Below are 18,757 nucleotides of genomic sequence, written 5' to 3' on the forward strand. Positions count from 1 at the left end.
GTCTTATGCTTCGGGCTTCGCGATCCTCGTGATCCTGCTTCCGCCCTCGCTCCTTCCCGCCCTTCCGCCCCACCCCTGACGTCCCTGGAGGACCCGTGCCCGAGCTGAGATCAGCCGGTGTCGAGCGCCGCACCTTCCTGCGTTACACCACTGCTGTCGGTGCGGCAGCAGCCATCACGGCGAGCCTTTCCGCATGCGGCGGACCGACCTCGACCACCGACGGTTCGTCGGGCAAGGGCGGCGGCAGCGGCCTCATCGAGGCCGGTCTCTCGTACCCCCTGTCGACCGGATTCGACCCGATGATCACCTCGGGCGCGACTCCGTACGCCGCCAACATGCACATCTTCGAAGGCCTTGTGGATCTCGATCCGGCAACGCTCGTGGCCCGCCCCGCGCTCGCCACCGAGATGCCGAAGAAGATCAACGCCACGACCTACCGGGCCACGCTCCGCAAGGGCGCCACCTTCCACGACGGATCGCCGGTCACCGCCGACGACGTGGTGTTCAGCTTCGAACGCATCCTGGACCCGAAGAACGCCTCGCTCATGGCGCAGTTCGTGCCGTTCATCGACACGGTCGAGGCCGTCGACGCGAGCACGGTCGAGTTCAAGCTCAAGTACGCCTTCGCGCTCTTCCCGTCCCGTATCGCCGTGGCCCGGATCGTCCCGAGGAAGATCGTCGAACCCGACCCCAAGGCGTTCGACGCCAAGCCGGTCGGCTCCGGGCCGTACGCGTTCGTCTCGGCCACCCGCGAGGACAAGATCGTCTTCGAGGCCTACGACAAGTACAACGGCCCGCACCCGGCCAAGGCCAAGAAGATGATCTGGCGCCTGATGTCGGACCAGTCGGCGCGCGTCAGCGCCATGGAGTCCGGCCGGGTCCAGGCCATCGAGGACGTCCCGTACATCGACGTGAAGCGGCTCTCCGGCTCGACGAAGACCGAGTCGGTGCAGTCCTTCGGGCTGCTCTTCCTGATGTTCAACACCGCCGACAAGCGGTTCGCCGACAAGCGGGTGCGCCAGGCGCTGCACTACGCCCTGGACACCGAGAAGATCATCTCCACCGCGATGGTCGGCAACGCCGCGGCGGCCACGGGCTATGTCCCGGCCACCCACCCCGACTACCACAAGGCCGCCACCGTCTACACGCACGACGTGGCCAGGGCGAAGAAGCTGCTCGCCGACGCGGGCGTCAAGGACCTGTCCTTCACGGTGCTCACGACCGACACCGGCTGGGTCAAGGACATCGCTCCTCTGCTGAAGGAGAGCTGGGAGGCGGCGGGCGTCGAGGTCACGCTCGACATCGCGCAGTCGCCCGCCCAGTACGCCAAGATCGACAAGGGCGCCTTCGACGTCCTCGTCGCCCCCGGCGACCCGTCCGTCTTCGGCAACGACGCCGATCTGCTGCTGCGCTGGTTCTACTACGGCTTCTGGCCGGAGAGCCGGTACGGCTGGGGCAAGTCCGCCGCGTACAAGCAGGTCAAGCAGCTCCTCGACAAGGCCGCCCAGGCAGTCGACGAGACGAAGCGCAAGGAGCTGTGGGGCCAGGTCACCGACCTCGTCGCCGACGAGGCCGCGCTCTACCCGATCCTGCACCGAAAGCTGCCCACCGCCTGGAACGAGAAGGCCCTGCCCGGCTTCAAGCCGCTGCCCACCACGGGCCTGTCGTTCCTGGACGTCAGCCGCGCCTGACCGCGCGACGCCCGACCGGGCCGGCGGGGGATACGCCGCGCCCGTCCTCCGCCGCCGTGCATCCGTCCGACGGGCCTCCGGCGACGGAGCCCCACGCCTGATCACCCGGTGCCGAACCACCGCACCCGATCACCCGGTCCGGTCCACCCCAGCCAGGTGGACCGGACCCGGCCGACCAACCACAAGGAACCCGACGATGGTTGCTTTTCTCCGGCTTGCGCTGCGCCGCGTCGCGATGATGCCGGTGATGATCCTCGGCATCGCGCTGCTCGTCTTCGTGGTGCTGCAGTTCTCGCCGGTCGACCCGGCCTTCAACGCGCTCGGGGAGAGCGCCAGCCCCGAGGCCCGTGCGGCCTTCGCCGAGGCCAACGGGCTGGACGACCCGCTGCCCGTGCGGTACGTCCACTTCCTCGGACAACTGCTCCACTTCGACCTCGGGATGACCGTCCCGCCGAGCCAGCCCGTCTTCGACCGGATCACCGCCGCCTTCCCGCTCACCGTGCAGCTGACGTTCCTCGGGCTGATCCTCGCGGTCGTCCTCGCCGTCCTGTTCGGTGTGACCGGCGCGATGTACCGGGACCGCTGGCCCGACCAGCTCTTCCGGGTGCTGTCCATGGCCGGGGTCGCCATCCCGTCCTTCTGGCTCGGGGTGCTGCTCATCCAGCAGTTCGCACTGAACACGCCGGTCTTCCCGACCGGCGGATACACCAACCCCGCCGACTCCTTCAGCGGCTGGCTCACCACCATGGCGCTGCCCGCTGTCTCACTCGCACTCCCGGTGTCCGCCTCGCTCGCCCGTCTCGTACGGACGTCGATGGTCGCCGAACTCGACCGTGACTACGTTCGTACCGCCCGCGGCAACGGACTTCCGCCGCTCCTGGTCATCCGCTCGGTGCTGCGCAACGCGCTCGTCACCCCGCTGACCGTGCTCGGCATCAAGGTCGGCTACCTGCTCAGCGGCGCCGTCGTCATCGAAGCGATCTTCGACCTGCCGGGCATGGGCAAGCTCATCCTCGAAGGTGTCACCGGCGGCGATGTCGCCCTGGTCCAGGGCACCGTACTGACCATCGCCATCGCGTTCCTGGTGGTCAACGTCATCGTCGACCTGCTCTATCTGCTGGTCAATCCGCGCATCAGGACGGTGTGACATGTTCGCCACGGGCCGACTGGCCAACAGACTGTCCCGACCGGGCATCGCGTTCCGCGCCCTTCCGGTCACCTCCCGCATCGCGCTCGGCGTGCTGCTCGTCGTCATCCTCGGCGCCGTTCTCGCCCCGCTGGTCACCCAGGACCCGCTGACCACCGGGACCCCGGTGCAAGCGCCCAGCGGCGCCCACTGGTTCGGAACCGACCGGGCCGGCCGCGACGTCTTCGCCCGGGTCGTGCACGGCTCCCGCTACTCACTGATCATCGGACTCGGTGCGACCGCCGTCGCCCTGGCCGTCGGCGCCGTCCTCGGTTCGCTCGCCGCGACCTCCCGCAGGCTCGGCGACGAGTCCGTCATGCGCACCCTCGACGTCGTGATGTCGTTCCCGCCGATCGCACTGGCCGCCGTCCTCGTGGCGGTCTTCGGCACCAGCATCCCGGTGATCATCTTCACCATCGCGTTCGTCTACACCCCGTCGCTGGCCCGCGTGGTCCGCGCCAATGTGCTGTCCCAGTACGGCGAGGACTACGTCGCCGCCGAGAAGGTCATCGGCGCCCGCCGCGGCTACATCGTGCTCCGCCATGTCGCCGTCAACTGCATGGCCCCCGTCATGGTGTTCGCCACCGTCATGGTCGCCGAGGCGATCATCTTCGAGGCGAGCCTCTCCTTCATCGGCGCCGGAGTGCAGGACCCCGACCCCAGCTGGGGCAGCGTCCTCGCCTACGGCCGGCAGATTCTCCTGGCCGGCGGCTGGTGGGCCACCTTCTTCCCCGGCCTCGCGCTGCTGATCACGGTCCTCGCGCTCAACATCCTCTCCGAGGGGCTCACCGACGCCTCCGCCGCGCCGAAGAGCGCCCGCGCCGCCACCGACCCCACCACGGCCACGGCCCCCGACCCCGTCGAGGCCACGTCCACCGTGGACATCGACGCCGCCCTCACCAAACTCGCGAACCGCATCGACGCCACCGAGCCGACCATCACTGCGGTACGTGAGGACGCCGCCGAACTCCTCGTCGTACGCGACCTCGCGATCCGCTTCCCCGACCGCTACGGCGCCATCCCCGTCGTCGACCGACTCGACTTCACCGTCCACGAGGGGGAGACCCTCGGCCTGGTCGGCGAGTCCGGCTGCGGCAAGTCCATCACCAGCCTCGCCGTGATGGGCCTCCTCGCCCGCAACGCCGAGGTCAGCGGCGAGATCCTGTATCGCGGACGGGACCTGCTGAAACTCCCGCCGAAGGAACGCCGCGCCCTGATGGGCCCCGAGATCGCGATGGTCTACCAGGACGCGCTCTCCTCCCTCAACCCGTCCGTACTCGTCGGCACCCAGCTGAAGCAGCTCACCTCGCGCGGCGGCACGAAAACCCCCGCCGAACTCCTCGAACTGGTCGGCCTCGCCCCCGAACGCACCCTGCGCAGCTATCCGCACGAGCTTTCCGGCGGCCAGCGCCAGCGTGTCCTGATCGCCATGGCCCTGTCCCGCAGTCCGCGTCTGCTCATCGCGGACGAGCCGACCACCGCCCTCGACGTCACCGTCCAGGCCCAGGTCGTCGAACTCCTCGTCCGGCTCCGCGACGAGCTCGGCTTCGCCATGGTCCTCGTCTCGCACGACCTCGCGCTCGTCGGCGACCTCTCGCACCGCGTCGCCGTGATGTACGCGGGCCGCCTCGCCGAGATCGGCGCCACCCGCTCCGTGCTCACCGATCCCACCCACCACTACAGCCGTGGCCTCCTGGGCTCGGTCGTCTCCCTGGAAGCGGGCGCCGGCCGGCTGCACCAGATCCGTGGCATCGTCCCCGCCCCGCAGGGCTTCGGCGAGGGCTGCCGCTTCGCCTCGCGCTGCGCCGCAGCCACCGAGCTGTGCCGCACCACCACCCCCGGTCTCACGCGGCGTGGCACCACGAACGACCACGGCTTCGCCTGCCACCACCCGGCGCAGGCCGTACTGCTGGAAGGGAGCGCCCTGTGATCAGGCTCGACGGCGTTCACGTACGCCACAAGGCCCGCAGCGGCGGGGTGTTCCGCCGCGACGCGGTGCATGCCCTCACCGACGCCACCCTGGAGGTGGGGCGCGGTGAGATCGTCGGCCTGGTCGGCGAGTCCGGCTGCGGCAAGTCCACCCTCGCCCGCGTGCTGACCGGACTGCAGAAGCCCACCGAGGGCCAGGTCCACTTCCACGGCAGTGACCTGTGGGAGATGTCCGCCGACCGGCGCCGCGACGAATTCGGCTCCGCCGTCGGCGTCGTCTTCCAGGACCCGTCCACCGCCCTCAACCCGCGGCTCACGGTCCGCCAGATCCTGCGCGACCCCCTCGACGTGCACCGGCGCGGTACGCGCGAGGAGCGCGAGGCACGCGTCGAGGAGCTGCTCGACCTGGTCGGGCTGCCCGGCCACACCCTTGCCGCCCTGCCCGGACAGCTCTCCGGCGGCCAGCGTCAACGTGTCGCCATCGCCCGCGCGCTCGCCCTCGAACCGGAGCTGATCGTCGCGGACGAGCCGACCTCCGCCCTCGACGTCTCGGTCCGCGCCCAGGTCCTCAACCTCCTGGTCGACCTGCGTGAACGCCTGGGTCTCGGCATGGTGTTCATCTCGCACGACATCCAGACCGTGCGCTACCTCGCCGACCGCATCGCCGTCCTCTATCTCGGCCGCATCGTCGAGGAGGGGCGCGCGGCGGATGTAGCGGGCGCCCCAGCGCACCCGTACACCGAGGCACTGCTCTCCGCGACCCCCAGCCTGCTGGAGACCACCGAACGGATCGTGCTGACCGGCCCCGTCCCCTCGGCCACCAACCCGCCGTCCGGCTGCCCGTTCCGCACCCGCTGCTGGAAGGCGGACGAAGCGTGCGCCACGGTCTTTCCCGCCATGACCGCCGGCAGTGCCGAGCACCGCTGGCACTGCGTCCATCCGCAGACCCCCGGGTCCCCCACCGGGGCACCGGCTCCCGTACCGTCGACAAGGAGCACCGCATGACCGCCCGAACCCTCCGCCGCACCGGAGTGATTCCGCCCGTCGTCACCCCGCTCACCGCGGACGGCGAGATCGACCGGCCCTCCCTGGAGCGGGTCGTCGACCATCTGCTGGACGGCGGGGTCAGCGGACTGTTCGCCCTCGGCAGCTCGGGCGAGACGGCCTATCTGACGCCCGGGCAGCAGGACGAGGTCATCAAGGTCATCACGGCCGCGGCCGCCGGACAGGTCCCGGTCCTCGTCGGTGCGATCGAGACCACCACCAACCGCGCCATCGAACGGGCCCGCGTCGCCGCGGCGCTCGGAGCCGAGGCGGTCGTCGTCACCGCGCCGTTCTACACCCGCACCCACGACACCGAGATCGACCGGCACTTCCGTGACGTCGCCGCCGCCCTCGACCTGCCGGTCCTCGCGTACGACGTGCCGGTCTGCGTCCACAGCAAGCTCGGTCCGGAACTCCTGCTGGAGCTCGCCGCGGACGGTGTGCTGGCCGGAGTGAAGGACTCCAGCGGTGACGACGGCTCGTTCCGCCGGCTCGCCCTCGGCGCTCGCGAACTACCCGGATTCTCCGTGCTCACCGGCCATGAGCTGGTCGTCGACGCGATGATGCTCGCCGGCGCAGACGGCTCCGTTCCCGGGCTGGGCAATGTCGACCCGCACGGGTACGTACGTCTTCACGAGGCCGCGGTACGGGGTGACTGGGCCACCGCCAAAGCCGAACAGGACCGCCTTGTCGACCTGTTCGACATCATTCGCGCGGTCAGCCCCGGCACGGCCTCCGCCACCGCCGCCGGCCTCGGTGCGTTCAAGACGGCGCTGATGCTGCGCGGCGTCATCACCATCAATGTGATGAGTCCGCCGATGCGCCGCCTGGACGCCGCGGAGACCGCGAGGATCGCCGCGTGCCTGGACCGCGCCGGGCTGGCCCGCCTCTGACGGGCCGTACCTACGGAAACAGGTCCGGTAGGACGGCCGAAGCCGTCCTACCGGACCTGTCCGCGATCCAGCTGCTACGTCACTTCTGCCCGGCGCGGGCGCGACGCATCAGCACCGTGCCGCCGAGCAGCAGGGCGACACTCGCTCCGGCCGCCAGGCCGAGGTCGGCAGCCCCGGTGTGGGCCAGCTGCGAGTCGGGGAAGTTCGGGGTGCGCGGCACTGTCGTATCGGTGACGGGCACCGTGGTGGTCGGGGGAACGGTCGTGGTGGGCGGCACGGTGGTGGTGGGGGGCACCGTGACGGGGGGAACGGTGACGGGGGGCACCGTGATGGGCGGCACCGTGATGGGGGGAACGATGACGGGCGGCACCGTGATGGGGGGAACGGTGACGGGGGGCACCGTCACGGGGGGAACGGTGACGGGCGGCACCGTGGTGGGGGGCACCGTGGTGGGGGGAACGGTGGTGGGCGGCACGGTCGTTGACGGCCGGTCCCCGTTGCCGCACTTGTTTCCGGACGCGGGATTCAGCGCACCGACGACATCGACGGAGTTGCCGCAGGCATTGACCGGGACATCGACAGGAGCCTGGACCAGGTTCCCCGACAGCACCCCGGGGGAGTCGGTGGCTGAACCCTCGGCGCTCGCGCCCCGGGTCCCGACGTCGCCCCGACCGCTGTCGGCGTTCTCGCACTCATTACCGAAGGCCGGGTTCAGCAGCCCGACCACATTGACCGTGTTGCCGCAGAGGTTGACGGGAACGTGCACCGGCACCTGCACGGCATTGCCGGAGCCGACCCCCGGCGAATTGGCGGACGCCCCGTCGGCCGAGGCATCCGCGAACGCGTAGCCGCCCGCCGCGGTCAGGATTCCTGACGCCGCCGCCATGACGATCATGCTTTTACTCAAGGCTTTACGCATTGGTTGCCCTTTCTTAAGACATCGTGCGCGGGCGGAATGCCCGCATTTCTCTCACTAGGCGGTGGCAGTAACCGCCCGGGGTTGCCGACCCGACGGTTCTCCATGTTTGTGGTCGACAAGCAGTGGTCGCGTCGCGACGGAATCGGTGAATCTGCGCCGGACACGCTCCGAAAGTGCGCTTGTCGACAGTCGTAACGATGGGGAATTGGTGAAGGAAACTCGAAAGTCCACGGGAATTGCGTGACCACCCGGACGGCTGACGCACGCATGTTCGTCAGCCCGTTGTCCAGGTGGAATTGTGAGTTTCCTGACGCGCCTTCGTACGAGTGTCCGTGACGCCTGGGCGTTCGGGTGAATGAAGAGAACCAAACGTCCTGCGCCGAGTTGGGCAGGGCGCTCCGACACGGGGCGTCAAGTACGAGAAGGGTTAATCGTGATCAAGAAGGTTCTGGCTACGGGTGCCGTCGCCGCCTCCATTGTCGGTATCTCGGCAACGCTCGCTCCGCAGGCGATGGCCATCGGCAACGACACCGGCACCACGTCGGTCAACGGCAACGGCACCTCGCAGTCCTTCGGCAACTCCGAGACCCGTGGTGACTGGAGCCCGCAGTTCGGTCTGGTCCAGGGCAGCCTGAACAAGCCCTGCGTCGGCCTCCCGGCCAAGGTCAACGCCGGTTCGCTCCTCGGCGTCGTCCCGGTCGCGGTCCAGGACGTCAACGTCCTGTCCTCGCCGCAGAACCAGCAGTGCACGGAGAACTCCACCCAGGCCAAGGGTGACGAGCCCCTGTCGCACATCCTGGACAACATCCCGGTGCTCTCCGGCAACGGCGCTTCGAACAGCTGATCCAGCTGCACCGAACTGGCCCGGGCCGCCGGCGTTCCTCCCCTGCGCGGCCCGGGCCTGCTGCTGCCCGCCACTCCCTCGGCGCATCGGAGATGCCGGATGATTCCGGCGGTGGCGCCGGGCGATCGGGGTATTGCGTCATTCGGGCGGATTTCCGCGAATTCTTTCCTTGAAGAGTTTCGCGCACGGTCTTACATCGTTACGAATTACAGTGGCGGAGTTACGAGCGATCAGGACCGCGCTCGTGCGGCACGAAAGTCGTGACCGCTCCGGACTCCGTCAAAGAAAGGGATGAAAGTGAAGTACACCAAGGTTGCCGCTATCGCCGCCGGAACGCTGATGGCGATCGGTGCCGCTACGCCCGCCTTCGCCGACTCCGGTGCCAATGGTTCCGCTCTCAACTCCCCGGGCCTCCTTTCGGGCAACGTCATCCAGGTTCCGATTCACGTTCCGGTCAACGCCTGTGGCAACACCCTGAGTGTGATCGGTCTGCTCAACCCGGCATTCGGCAGCGCTTGCGCCAACAGCTGACCGCTTTCGGCGGAGCCCCGTGCTCATTGCCGGTTCGCCCCGGATCGCATCTCCTGCGATCCGGGGCGTTCCTCTTTTCTGCGTTCTCCGTTCCGGAGGTACGCGGCACTGCCCGGGTGCGGCGGAACGACCGGAGACATTCCACCGGCCCGGGGCGCGGAGCGCCGGCGGCTGGAGGCTGACACCCGGACAGCTGCGCAGAACGGAGCACCTGACAGTGCACCACTGATTCCGGCCCCGGAACCCCGACGACACTCGTTCCGGTGATTAGTCATGCAATCGATCGAGTGGTCCGACAGAAAAAGGAGACCACACAGTTGCCCGGCCGGAATCGGATCGTTACCCAGGGCGAAAGCGGCAGAGGTCACAGGTAAAGAAGACTTGTGCGGCGCGGGGACGCGACCGAAACAGATGCCGCCGCAGAAGGGAACCCGAAAAGTGAAGTACGCGAAGACAGCTGCGTTCGTTGCCGGTTCCGTGGTTGCTCTCGGAACGGCTGCTCCCGCCTTCGCCGTTACCACCGCCACGGCCCCCGTTTTCAGCCTCGACGGTGGCGTCAACCAGGTGCTTGAGGCGGCGCCGCAGGGTGTCGAACCGATCGTCGACACCGTCAGCGGCGCCACCGACTCGGTGCAGAAGGAGGGCACCGTCACCGAGGTCGCCGGTCAGGCGGCCGGTGCGGCCCAGGGTGCTGCGCCGCTCCTCGGTGGCGTGCCCCTCGGTGGCTGATCCGTCGCAAGGCGGCAGTTCCCCCGCCCATGGGCAGCATTCGCATTTCTCCGGTGTCGATGCCGTGCATTTCCGTGAATGTGCATGGCAGTAGCACCGTTCGGGTGAATTGCCACAACTGATCCCGCCGCTGCGAGCTGATCAGAGCGCTCCGGACAGGCAGGCGACAGAGATTCCAGAAGGGCTATTTCGTGATCAAGAAGATTATGGCTTCGGCAGCCGTTGCTGCTTCGGTCGTCGGCGTCTCCGCCGCCATCGCCCCGCAGGCGATGGCCATCGGCAACGACATCGGCACCACGTCCTACAACGGCAACGGCACCGCGCAGTCGTTCGGCAATTCCGCCACCGCCGGTGACTGGAGCCCGCAGTTCGCGCTCCTCCAGGGCTCGCTCAACAAGCCCTGCGTCGCCCTGCCGGCCAAGGCCAACGTCGGTTCGCTCGTCGGCGGCGTCCCGGTCGCGGTCCAGGACGTCAACGTCCTGTCCTCGCCGCAGAACCAGCAGTGCACGGAGAACTCCACGCAGGCCAAGGGCGACGAGGCTCTGTCGCACATCCTGGACGACATCCCGGTCCTGTCCGGCAACGGCACGACCAACGGCTGAGCCGTACCGTTCCGGACGCTCCTCGCCGGGCCCTCGACGATTCCCCGGACGCTTCACAGGGGGCGCCGAGTCCGCCTTTCCGCAGCGCGTGACAGAGAACCCGCAACACCCGTGGGGCCAGTCCGTCCACGCGGCAGCCGATTCCCGGCGGCCCGGACGCACTGGCCCTTCGTCCTGTCGCCGGGCGGCCGCCCGAACCCCTCGTTGGAGGGGTGTACTGGGCCGGTTGCCGCAGTTCCGGCGGCCGTCACCCATCGAACCGGGTACAGGCGTCCCATGGACCAGTACGACAGCCAACGCCCGTGGGGCCGGTACCGGCACACGGAGGACGACACCCCGATCTACGACCGCCTGCTCGCCGAATGGCAGGCGGCCCGGCGGGACCGGGACCGGGCATCGCGTCCCGAGCCCGGTCCGCCCGGCGCGGACGGACTCGTGCCCGCTGCTCGCACCTCCTGCGAGGACCTCGGTGAATGACCTCGAAGCGTCGAACTCATTCCGGATAGAACCCATTTGAGTGGTAATGCGGAACCGACGCTTCTGTAGCCGGTTGATCAGTACGTTCCACAACGGGACGCTCTGAAAGGTGAAGCTTGATGAAGAAGATGATGGCCGGCGCAGCAGTGGCCGTGTCCCTGGTCGGTCTGTCGGCCGCCGCGGCCCCCGCGGCGATGGCGATCGGCAACGACCAGGGCACCACGTCGGTCAACGGCAACAATGGTCAGCAGGCGTTCGGCAACAGCGTCACCCAGGGCGACCACAGTCCGCAGGCACAGCTCGTCCAGGGCTCGCTGAACAAGGCGTGCGTCGGCCTGCCGGCCAAGGCCAACGCCGGTTCGCTCGTCGGCGTACTGGTGCCCGTCGCGGTCCAGGACGTCAACGTCCTGCACTCGCCGCAGAATCAGCAGTGCGCCGAGAACTCCACGCAGGCCAAGGGTGACGAGGCGCTGTCGCACATCGCGGACGACATCCCGGTGCTGTCGGGCAACGGCTCCCTCAACAGCTGACGCCTCGTGATGTGCGGGCGGCCGGGGCCGAGCCCCGGACCGCCCGCACTCCCGTGTCCGTACGGGACCCCGCGCGCCGATGCCCACCACTCCACGGGGGGTGGTGGGCATCGGACATACCCGGGTGTACGGGTCAGCCCAGGGAACGCACCGGCAGGACGCAGTGGGCTGAGGTCATGATGACGTCCTCGTCGGCGGCGAAGGAACGCAGCAGCTCCTCGCTCACGGGGTGGCCGGGCACCGCTTCCGGCCACGGGCGGGTGGCGAACATCGCGTACGCCTCGCCCTGCTCGTGGGCCGCGGCCAGCCACTGCGGTGGTACGGGGTACTGCGCGGTGAAGTGAGGAAGCGTCAGTACCGCCTGGCCGGCCTGGACAAGGAGCTTGACCGGGAGGTTCGGTGTCTCGGCGGCGCGTACGAGACCTCCGCCGACCGGCAGTCCGCTGCGCTGCAGGGCCACACGCAGGGCGGCCTCACCGGCGGCCGGGCCGTCCGACCCGTCGCCCAGCGAGTAGACGAGCAGGAAGGCGACATCGTGTCCGCCCTCGGGGTGTTCGCCACTCCACCCGATCAGGGAGAGAGTGCCCAACCGGGCTGGTGTGAACGTGCCGATGGCGGTCCGGGGTGAGGTCATGCTCGGCACCCTAACGGCCGCTGACCGGTCGTTGTGCATGCGTATCACCTGATCAAGGGAGATCTAAGGATATCTCCGACGTGAGTGCCGGACCGGGCCGGCCGCGCGCCCTCCGTGCGCCCCCCGGACGGCTGGATCAAAATGTGTTGACGCCGTCGGGCGGTCCCGGGCTATCGTGTGCAGCGTTCCGGACGGCGGGCATGAACCGCCGGTGTCGGCCCGTGCTTGGACCAGGAGGTGAGGACATTGATGACTGTCGCCGCGGTGGGCGCTGCCCACATCCCGAAGAGCATCGTTCTCACTCCCGTGGTCGCCGGCTGACCTTCTCCGTAACTTCTGCGCGCCCGTGTGCGCGTCGCCGGGGCCACCCTTTGAAGGGTTTCCCTTGTCTTTCTCCTCGTTTTCCCCGCTTTCCTCCCTCGTAGGCTCCTCCGCATCGCATCCGCTGGCACCGTACGGCTGGGACGACGACTGGGCCGCCGAGTTCGCTCCCCACGCCGAACAAGGGCTGCTGCCCGGACGGGTGGTGCGGGTGGACCGCGGTCAGTGCGATGTCGTCACCCCCGACGGCACGGTGCGCGCCGACACCGCGTTCGTGGTGCCGCGCGACCCGATGCGGATCGTCTGCACGGGTGACTGGGTCGCCGTCGACCCCGAAGGTGATCCGCAGTTCGTACGGACGCTGCTGCCGCGGCGTACCGCCTTCGTGCGCTCGACGTCGTCGAAGCGGTCCGAGGGACAGGTCCTCGCCACCAACGTCGACCACATCGTCATCTGCGTCTCGCTCGCCGTGGAGCTCGATCTGGGGCGGGTGGAACGCTTTCTGGCGCTCGCCATGTCCAGCTCCAGCGGTGACGCACTGCTGCGGGACGGGGCGTCCGCTCAGGACGGCGCCGCTCAGCCGCTGGTGGTGCTGACCAAGGCGGACCTGGTACCGGACGCCGCCACGCTGGCGTACCTCGTCCAGGACATCGAGACCGTCGCCCCCGGTGTGCAGGTGCTGCCCGTCAGCTCCGCCACCGGGGAGGGGCTCGACGTGCTCGGCGCCATCGTCTCCGGCGGTACGAGTGTGCTGCTCGGGGTGTCCGGCGCGGGTAAGTCCACGCTTGCCAACACCCTGCTCGGCGACGACGTGATGGCTGTGCAGGCAGCCCGTGACATCGACGGCAAGGGCCGGCACACCACCACCACCCGCAACCTGCTGGTCCTGCCTTCCGGGGGCGTCCTGATCGACACCCCTGGGCTGCGCGGGGTCGGCCTCTGGGACGCGGAGGCCGGTGTCGGGCAGGTGTTCTCGGACGTGGAGGAACTGGCCCGGGAGTGCCGCTTCCACGACTGCAACCATGAGTCCGAGCCCGGCTGCGCAGTACTCGCCGCCATCGAGGACGGCGCGCTGCCCGAGCGGCGCCTGGACAGCTACCGCAAGCTGCTCCGCGAGAACCAGCGCATCGTCGCCAAGACCGATGCCCGGGTGCGGTCCGAGATCCGCCGCGACTGGAAGCGCAAGGGGGCCGAGGGCCGGGCGGCCATGGACGCCAAGCGGGGCCGGCTGCGGTAGCGCACGGGAGGTGGGTCCACGTCCGAAAACCGCGAGTGCGCCATTGGGGGGTGGCGCACACTGGACGGTGTGATGGACGAACAGACCAGGTACGAGGCGGTGAGCAGCCGCGACGCGCGTTTCGACGGGGAGTTCTTCTTCGCCGTCGAGACCACCGGCATCTACTGCCGGCCGAGCTGCCCCGCCGTCACCCCCAAGCGGAAGAACGTCCGCTTCTACCCGACCGCGGCCGCCGCCCAGGGCCACGGCTTCCGGGCCTGCAGGCGATGCCGCCCGGACGCCGTCCCGGGGTCCGCGGAATGGGACGTACGCGCCGACGTCGTCGGCCGCGCCATGCGGATGATCGGCGACGGCGTGGTCGACCGTGAGGGCGTTCCCGGTCTCGCCCACCGGCTCGGCTACAGCTCGCGCCAGGTGCAGCGGCAGCTCAACGCCGAGCTGGGCGCCGGACCCGTCGCCCTGGCCCGGGCCCAGCGCGCACACACCGCACGGGTGCTGCTCCAGACGACCGGGCTGCCCGTCACCGAGATCGTGTTCGCCTCGGGCTTCGCCAGCGTGCGCCAGTTCAACGACACGATCCGGCAGATCTACGCCCGTACGCCGAGCGCACTGCGGGCCGAGGCCGGGACCGGGCTGGGCGCGGCGGTACGGGAGGCGCGCACGACCGGGGTTCCGCTCCGGCTCGCCCACCGCGGGCCGTACGCCGCCCGTGAGGTCTTCGATCTGCTGGCCGGTGAAACGGTCGCCCGGATCGAGGAGATGAGCGGCGAGCCCGGCGCCCGTACCTACCGGCGCACCCTGCGGCTGCCGTACGGGACGGGCATCGTCGCCGTCGACGAGCGGTCCGCGGGGGCGTGGCTGGACGCCCGGATCCACCTGACCGATCTGCGTGACCTGACGACGGCGGTGCAGCGGCTGCGGCGCCTCTTCGACCTGGACGCCGATCCGTACGCCGTCGACGAGCGGCTCGGCGCCGACCCGCTGCTCGCACCGAGCGTCGCCGCCCGCCCGGGGGTGCGGTCGCCGGGGGCGGCGGACCCGGAGGAGTTCGCCGTACGGACGCTGGTGGGCCGGGACGCGGCGGAGCGGCTCGTGGAGATGTACGGGAAGGTTCTGGACGTGCCCTGCGGAGGGCTCACGCATGTGTTCCCTGAGCCGGGAGCGCTGGCGGGAGAGGCGGAGGGTCCGGCGCTGCGGGCGCTGGCGGCCGCGCTGGCGGACGGGGACGTACGGCTCGACGCCGGGGCGGACCGCGAGGAGGCCGAGTGTGCGCTGCTGCGGCTGCCGGGGATCGGCCCGGCGGCCGCGGCGCTGATCAGGATGCGGGCGCTCGGTGACCCCGATGTGGATCCGGACGGGCGCCCCGAGGGGGAGCGGTGGCGACCCTGGCGGTCGTACGCCGTGCGCCACCTGGAGCTCCGGGGACCGTCTTCGGATCATGCCGGATCGGCCTGATCCGAACAGGACAGCCCTCAGGCCTCTTCTCACGACCGCGCCGGCCTGCCCCGTCCTGGCGGTCATGCGCTACCGGCAGTGGCCCGCACCCACCGGCCGACCGACGTCGTCTTCACGTAATCCCTGCCAACCGGCTTGGCCGGCGTGTCTGTTGACGTCGACTAGATACTGAGTGTAGACACCGAGGTATGACTGTCCCTCTGGCGCTCCTCGGACTCCTCGAACGGGAGTCGAGCCACGGCTACGACCTCAAGCGCGACTACGACGCCTACTTCGGCCGAGGCAAGCCGCTGCCCGCCGGACAGGTCTACTCGACCTTGGGCCGCCTCGCCCGCGACGGGAAGGTCGAGGTCGGCGAGACCGAGCCCGGGTCGGGGCCGGACCGCAAGCGCTACGTGATCACCGAGCTGGGGGTCACGCAGGTCGAGACCTGGCTGACCGAGCCGGTCGCGGGTGAACCGCACCTGCAGACGGTGCTGTTCACCAAGGTCGTACTGGCGCTGCTGCTGGAGCGCGACCCCCGCGCGTACCTCGACATCCAGCGCGCCGCCCACATGGAGCGGATGCGGGAGCTGACCGAACTGCGCCGGACCGGCAGCACGATCGACTCGCTGCTCGCCGACCACGGCGTGTACCACCTGGAGGCCGATCTGCGGTGGATCGACCAGACCGTGGCGCGGCTCGCCGCCCTGACAGCCGAGGTGCGCTCATGAGTTCGGACGAAGGCTTTCTCGTCGAAGCGCGCAACGCCGTCCTGTCGTTCGGGCAGACACCCGCGCTGCAGGGTGCGAACCTCTCCGCCCGGGCCGGCGAGATCCTCGCCGTCACCGGCCCGAGCGGCTCCGGCAAGTCCACGCTGCTGCACTGCCTGGCCGGGATCCTCGTCCCCGACTCCGGCGAGATCTGGTTCGACGGCCGCCGCGTCGACACCCGGCGCGAGCCCGAGCGCAGCGCGTTACGCCGGGATCACTTCGGCTTCGTCTTCCAGTTCGGTCAGCTCGTCCCCGAACTGACCGCCGAGGAGAACGTCGCCCTGCCGCTGCTGCTCGCCAAGTCCCGCAGGGCGAGCGCGCTGGCCGAGGCCCGGCCGTGGTTCGGGCGGCTCGGCCTGGACGGTCTCGAGGGGCGCCGATCCGGCGAACTCTCCGGCGGGCAGGCACAGCGTGTCGCCCTGGCCCGTGCCCTGGTCTCCCGGCCCAAGGTGCTGTTCGCCGACGAGCCGACCGGGTCGCTCGACTCGCTCACCGGCGAGCACGTGATGGACCTGCTGGTCGCCTCCGTGCGCGAGGAGGGCACCACCGTCGTCCTCGTCACCCACGAGCCGCGGGTGGCCGCCTTCGCGAGCCGCGAAGTCATCGTCCGCGACGGCAAGGTGACGCCGCTGTCCGTCGGACGGCTCGCCTCGTGATCCGCCTCGGCCTGCGCCTCACCCTGAGCGGTGGCAGGGAGGCCGCCTCCCGCCTCGCCGTCATCGCGGCCGCCGTCGCCCTCGGGGTCGGCCTGCTGCTGAGCATCCTGGCGGCCATCAATGCCACCGCCACCCAGAACAGCCGGAACGCCTGGCTCAACACCGGCACCGGCACGAGCGCGTCGAGCCAGTCGGCGGCGAAGGCGGACACGGACCCGCTGTGGTGGCTGCTCAGGGCGGACCACTTCGACGGCAAAACCATCGGCCGCGTCGACGTCGCCGCCACCGGCCCGAACTCCCCGGTCCCACCGGGGCTCTCACGCCTTCCCGGACCGGGCGAGTTCTACGCCTCACCGGCCCTCAGCAAGATCCTCCACTCCACCCCGGCCGCCGAACTCGCCGACCGCTACCCCGGCCACCAGGTCGGCACGGTCGGCAAGGCGGCGCTCCCGGGCCCGGACTCCCTGGTCGTCGTCATCGGCCACAGCCCCGACCAGCTCGCGAAACAACACGACGCCACCCGGGTCACCTCGATCACCACCGTGACCCCAAGCAGCTGCAACGGAACGAACTGTACGGTCAGGACGGGCATCGACAGCCGGGGCATCAAGCTCATCCTCTCCGTCGCGGGCACCGCCCTGATCTTCCCCGTGCTCATCCTCATCGGCACGGCCACCCGGCTGACAGCCGCCCGTCGCGAGCAGCGCTTCGCCGCGATGCGCCTGGTGGGCGCCACGCCGCGGCAAATCTCGGTGATCTCGGCCGTCGAATCGACGGTCGCCGCGGTCATCGGTACGGCCGTCGGCTTCGGCCTCTTCCACCTGTTCCGTACGCAGCTGGCGGCGGTCAACCTCACGAGTACGCCGTACTTCGCCGACGATCTCACGCTCCGGACCAGCAACATCCTTCTCGTCTCCGTCGCCGTTCCGGTGGGGGCCGCGATCGCGGCCCGGATCGCCCTGCGCCGCGTGCAGGTCTCCCCGCTCGGGGTCACCCGGCGCGTCACACCGCGCCCGCCGCGGGTCCACCGGATGATCCCACTGGCCGCCGGTATCGCCGAACTCTCGTACATCATCGGCCGGGTGCCCAGGAGCACCAACGGTCAGATCTGGGTCTTCGTCCCGGGAATCCTGCTGGTCCTGACCGGACTCGTCATCGCCGGCCCCTGGCTGACCATGGCCGGAGCCCGCGTCCTGGCCCGGCACACCAGCCGGCCCGCGCTGCTCGTCGCGGGCCGACGGCTCGCGGACGACCCGAAGGCCGGCTTCCGCGCGGTCAGCGGGCTGGTCCTCGCCCTGTGCGTCACCAGCGCGGCCGTCGGGATCATCGGCTCGCTGAACGCCGAGCGCAGCATCCCGCAGGCCGGCCGGACGGTCGCCGGCGCCCTGGACGCCAACTACGTCCAAGGCTTCAACCGCACTACCGGACGTCAGATCGGCAGCGTGCCCCCGCTCTCGAAGGCCGCGCTCGGCGACCTGAACTCCGTACCTGGCGTCAAGGGCGTGCTGGTGATCCACACGAACCCGCTCGGCACCACGGACCCGGCCCATCACGGCCCCCGAGGCTCCGTGACACCGCCGGTGGCCGGCCTGGCCTCGTGCACGGAGCTCGCGAAGATGCCGGCCCACAGCGTATGCGCCTCCGGAGCCGAAGCGGCGTCGGTCACCCAGAACTACGGCAGCTTCGGGACGTACCACTGGCAGCACTGGCCCACGGCATGGCCCGCCGCCGGCATCTCCGCCCAACGCCTCGCCCGCCTCCCGGTCCAGGAGATCGTCGTGGCCACCAACGGGTCGACGTCGGCGATCGAACAAGCGCGCACCATCCTCGCGAACACGTATCCCGACCAGGACGTCCCACGGACCGTCCGCGAGGACCACGCCGAAAGGGGCGCACAGCTCGCCGGATACCAGCAACTGGCCGACGTGGTCATCCTGGTCAGTTTCCCCATCGCCGGCTGCAGCCTGGCGGTGAGCGTGGCCGGGGGCCTGCGCGACCGCAAGCGCCCCTTCAGCCTGCTGCGGCTGACCGGCACACAGCTCGGGGTGCTGCGGCGGGTGGTGCTTCTGGAGAGCGCGGTCCCGCTCCTGGTGGTCGCCGTGGTGGCGATCGGGATGGGCTTCCTGGCTGCCCAGCTGTTCGTGCAGGCCCAGTTCAGGTACTCGATCCGGGCACCGGGGATCCAGTACTACGCGATCGTGCTCGCCGGGCTCGTTGCCTCGCTGGGGGTCATCGCATCCACGATGCCGCTGCTCAGGCGCATCACGGGACCCGAAACGGCACGCAACGAGTAGCAGGGACGACGACGGCTCGGACCAGCTGACTGA

At 69.9% G+C, this 18,757-nt stretch carries 18 protein-coding genes; 16 read left to right on the forward strand and 2 right to left on the reverse strand.

Annotation, left to right across the window (positions count from 1 at the left end; genetic code table 11):
• Window positions 1-95 precede the first annotated feature (95 nt).
• The 5 genes from ACFU8W_RS17515 to ACFU8W_RS17535 all read left to right on the forward strand — a co-directional run bounded on the left by ACFU8W_RS17515 (window position 96) and on the right by ACFU8W_RS17535 (window position 6,743).
• The gene (locus tag ACFU8W_RS17515; RefSeq protein ID WP_384037575.1) at window positions 96-1,691 is read left to right on the forward strand and encodes an ABC transporter substrate-binding protein; all 1,596 of its coding nucleotides are present in this window, start codon (window positions 96-98) and stop codon (window positions 1,689-1,691) included.
• A 196-nt stretch (window positions 1,692-1,887) separates the two neighbouring features.
• Entirely contained in the window at window positions 1,888-2,838 is a 951-nt protein-coding gene (locus tag ACFU8W_RS17520) for an ABC transporter permease (RefSeq protein ID WP_384037578.1), read from the forward strand.
• A gap of 1 nt (window position 2,839) precedes the next feature.
• A complete protein-coding gene (locus ACFU8W_RS17525; protein ID WP_384037581.1) occupies window positions 2,840-4,807 on the forward strand; it encodes a dipeptide/oligopeptide/nickel ABC transporter permease/ATP-binding protein in 1,968 nt (655 codons plus the stop codon).
• Window positions 4,804-5,811, forward strand: a complete 1,008-nt coding sequence (locus tag ACFU8W_RS17530; protein ID WP_384037584.1) for an oligopeptide/dipeptide ABC transporter ATP-binding protein — start codon at window positions 4,804-4,806, stop codon at window positions 5,809-5,811. Before ACFU8W_RS17525 ends, ACFU8W_RS17530 begins: the two co-directional genes overlap by 4 nt.
• Window positions 5,808-6,743 (forward strand): dihydrodipicolinate synthase family protein, encoded by a 936-nt coding sequence (locus ACFU8W_RS17535; RefSeq protein ID WP_384037587.1) that lies wholly within the window; start codon window positions 5,808-5,810, stop codon window positions 6,741-6,743. The genes ACFU8W_RS17530 and ACFU8W_RS17535 overlap by 4 nt, the downstream gene beginning before the upstream one ends.
• Before the next feature lie 79 nt (window positions 6,744-6,822).
• Here ACFU8W_RS17535 and ACFU8W_RS17540 read toward each other — a convergent pair whose 3' ends face one another.
• Entirely contained in the window at window positions 6,823-7,638 is an 816-nt protein-coding gene (locus ACFU8W_RS17540) for a chaplin (protein WP_384037590.1), read from the reverse strand.
• Window positions 7,639-8,095: 457 nt separating this feature from the next.
• On the opposite strand from ACFU8W_RS17540, the gene ACFU8W_RS17545 reads away from it, so the two are divergent.
• The 6 genes from ACFU8W_RS17545 to ACFU8W_RS17570 all read left to right on the forward strand — a co-directional run bounded on the left by ACFU8W_RS17545 (window position 8,096) and on the right by ACFU8W_RS17570 (window position 11,375).
• Window positions 8,096-8,506 carry a rodlin gene (locus tag ACFU8W_RS17545; protein ID WP_345513973.1) on the forward strand — a complete coding sequence of 137 codons (411 nt, stop codon included), beginning with the start codon at window positions 8,096-8,098 and terminating at the stop codon, window positions 8,504-8,506.
• Window positions 8,507-8,803: 297 nt separating this feature from the next.
• Entirely contained in the window at window positions 8,804-9,037 is a 234-nt protein-coding gene (locus ACFU8W_RS17550; RefSeq protein ID WP_384037593.1) for a chaplin, read from the forward strand.
• Between the two features lie 438 nt (window positions 9,038-9,475).
• Window positions 9,476-9,766, forward strand: coding sequence for a hypothetical protein (locus ACFU8W_RS17555; protein ID WP_384037595.1), 291 nt, complete (start codon window positions 9,476-9,478; stop codon window positions 9,764-9,766).
• Window positions 9,767-9,957: 191 nt separating this feature from the next.
• The gene (locus ACFU8W_RS17560; RefSeq protein ID WP_384037599.1) at window positions 9,958-10,368 is read left to right on the forward strand and encodes a rodlin; all 411 of its coding nucleotides are present in this window, start codon (window positions 9,958-9,960) and stop codon (window positions 10,366-10,368) included.
• 276 nt (window positions 10,369-10,644) lie between these two features.
• Window positions 10,645-10,845, forward strand: a complete 201-nt coding sequence (locus tag ACFU8W_RS17565; RefSeq protein ID WP_384037602.1) for a hypothetical protein — start codon at window positions 10,645-10,647, stop codon at window positions 10,843-10,845.
• A 119-nt stretch (window positions 10,846-10,964) separates the two neighbouring features.
• A complete protein-coding gene (locus ACFU8W_RS17570; protein WP_384037605.1) occupies window positions 10,965-11,375 on the forward strand; it encodes a rodlin in 411 nt (136 codons plus the stop codon).
• A 133-nt stretch (window positions 11,376-11,508) separates the two neighbouring features.
• On the opposite strand, the gene ACFU8W_RS17575 is transcribed toward ACFU8W_RS17570, so the two are convergent.
• The gene (locus tag ACFU8W_RS17575; RefSeq protein ID WP_384037608.1) at window positions 11,509-12,009 is read right to left on the reverse strand and encodes a DUF5949 family protein; all 501 of its coding nucleotides are present in this window, start codon (window positions 12,007-12,009) and stop codon (window positions 11,509-11,511) included.
• 385 nt (window positions 12,010-12,394) lie between these two features.
• On the opposite strand from ACFU8W_RS17575, the gene rsgA reads away from it, so the two are divergent.
• The 5 genes from rsgA (at window position 12,395) to ACFU8W_RS17600 (ending at window position 18,724) form a co-directional block, all read left to right on the forward strand.
• The gene (gene rsgA, locus ACFU8W_RS17580) at window positions 12,395-13,567 is read left to right on the forward strand and encodes a ribosome small subunit-dependent GTPase A (RefSeq protein ID WP_384037611.1); all 1,173 of its coding nucleotides are present in this window, start codon (window positions 12,395-12,397) and stop codon (window positions 13,565-13,567) included.
• Window positions 13,568-13,639: 72 nt separating this feature from the next.
• On the forward strand, window positions 13,640-15,022 hold the full coding sequence (locus ACFU8W_RS17585) for an AlkA N-terminal domain-containing protein (RefSeq protein WP_345514497.1): 1,383 nt from the start codon (window positions 13,640-13,642) through the stop codon (window positions 15,020-15,022).
• A gap of 188 nt (window positions 15,023-15,210) precedes the next feature.
• Window positions 15,211-15,735: a PadR family transcriptional regulator gene (locus ACFU8W_RS17590; protein WP_345513964.1), complete on the forward strand. Its 525-nt coding sequence runs from the start codon at window positions 15,211-15,213 to the stop codon at window positions 15,733-15,735.
• Entirely contained in the window at window positions 15,732-16,430 is a 699-nt protein-coding gene (locus tag ACFU8W_RS17595) for an ABC transporter ATP-binding protein (RefSeq protein WP_384037614.1), read from the forward strand. The genes ACFU8W_RS17590 and ACFU8W_RS17595 overlap by 4 nt, the downstream gene beginning before the upstream one ends.
• Window positions 16,427-18,724 (forward strand): FtsX-like permease family protein, encoded by a 2,298-nt coding sequence (locus ACFU8W_RS17600; protein ID WP_384037619.1) that lies wholly within the window; start codon window positions 16,427-16,429, stop codon window positions 18,722-18,724. Before ACFU8W_RS17595 ends, ACFU8W_RS17600 begins: the two co-directional genes overlap by 4 nt.
• Window positions 18,725-18,757: the final 33 nt, after the last annotated feature.

The organism is Streptomyces sp. NPDC057565 (genome assembly GCF_042801455.1).
GTDB classification, from domain to species: domain Bacteria; phylum Actinomycetota; class Actinomycetes; order Streptomycetales; family Streptomycetaceae; genus Streptomyces; species Streptomyces yanii.

Coding starts and splice junctions, on each gene's coding strand:
- ACFU8W_RS17520 (WP_384037578.1), top strand. CDS start 1,888: ATGGTTGCTTTTCTCCGGCTTGCGCTGCGCCGCGTCGCGATGATGCCG.
- ACFU8W_RS17595 (WP_384037614.1), top strand. CDS start 15,732: ATGAGTTCGGACGAAGGCTTTCTCGTCGAAGCGCGCAACGCCGTCCTG.
- ACFU8W_RS17570 (WP_384037605.1), top strand. CDS start 10,965: ATGAAGAAGATGATGGCCGGCGCAGCAGTGGCCGTGTCCCTGGTCGGT.
- ACFU8W_RS17525 (WP_384037581.1), top strand. CDS start 2,840: ATGTTCGCCACGGGCCGACTGGCCAACAGACTGTCCCGACCGGGCATC.
- ACFU8W_RS17535 (WP_384037587.1), top strand. CDS start 5,808: ATGACCGCCCGAACCCTCCGCCGCACCGGAGTGATTCCGCCCGTCGTC.
- ACFU8W_RS17585 (WP_345514497.1), top strand. CDS start 13,640: ATGGACGAACAGACCAGGTACGAGGCGGTGAGCAGCCGCGACGCGCGT.
- ACFU8W_RS17590 (WP_345513964.1), top strand. CDS start 15,211: ATGACTGTCCCTCTGGCGCTCCTCGGACTCCTCGAACGGGAGTCGAGC.
- ACFU8W_RS17540 (WP_384037590.1), bottom strand. CDS start 7,638: ATGATCGTCATGGCGGCGGCGTCAGGAATCCTGACCGCGGCGGGCGGC.
- ACFU8W_RS17565 (WP_384037602.1), top strand. CDS start 10,645: ATGGACCAGTACGACAGCCAACGCCCGTGGGGCCGGTACCGGCACACG.
- ACFU8W_RS17575 (WP_384037608.1), bottom strand. CDS start 12,009: ATGACCTCACCCCGGACCGCCATCGGCACGTTCACACCAGCCCGGTTG.